Below are 306 nucleotides of genomic sequence, written 5' to 3' on the forward strand. Positions count from 1 at the left end.
GCCGACGGCAATGGTGTCGGCGGCGAATTTGATCTGGCCGATGATCGCGCCCATCGCCTCGACCAGCGCATTCACGCCTTCGCACAACTCGGCGATCGGGCCGGTCTTGTCGGCGGTGGCCACGCGCCGGGTCAGGTCGCCCTGCTTGGCAGCCGCCACCACCTCGCGGGTCTGCGCCACGGCGCGCTGCATGGCCTGGTTCTCATGCACCTGCGCGGTGATGTCGGTGGCGTACTTGACCACCTTGAACGGCTTTCCGTTGAGGTCCAGGATCGGGTTGTAGGACGCCTGGATCCAGACCTCGCG

At 67.0% G+C, this 306-nt stretch carries 1 pseudogene; it reads right to left on the bottom strand.

The annotated features are described in order from the left end of the window. Positions 1 to 306 (bottom strand): annotated as a pseudogene (locus EN850_RS35370) (methyl-accepting chemotaxis protein); the annotation flags it as partial.

Origin of the sequence: Mesorhizobium sp. M8A.F.Ca.ET.207.01.1.1, assembly GCF_004794715.1 — a bacterium.
Taxonomy (GTDB): Bacteria; Pseudomonadota; Alphaproteobacteria; order Rhizobiales; family Rhizobiaceae; genus Mesorhizobium.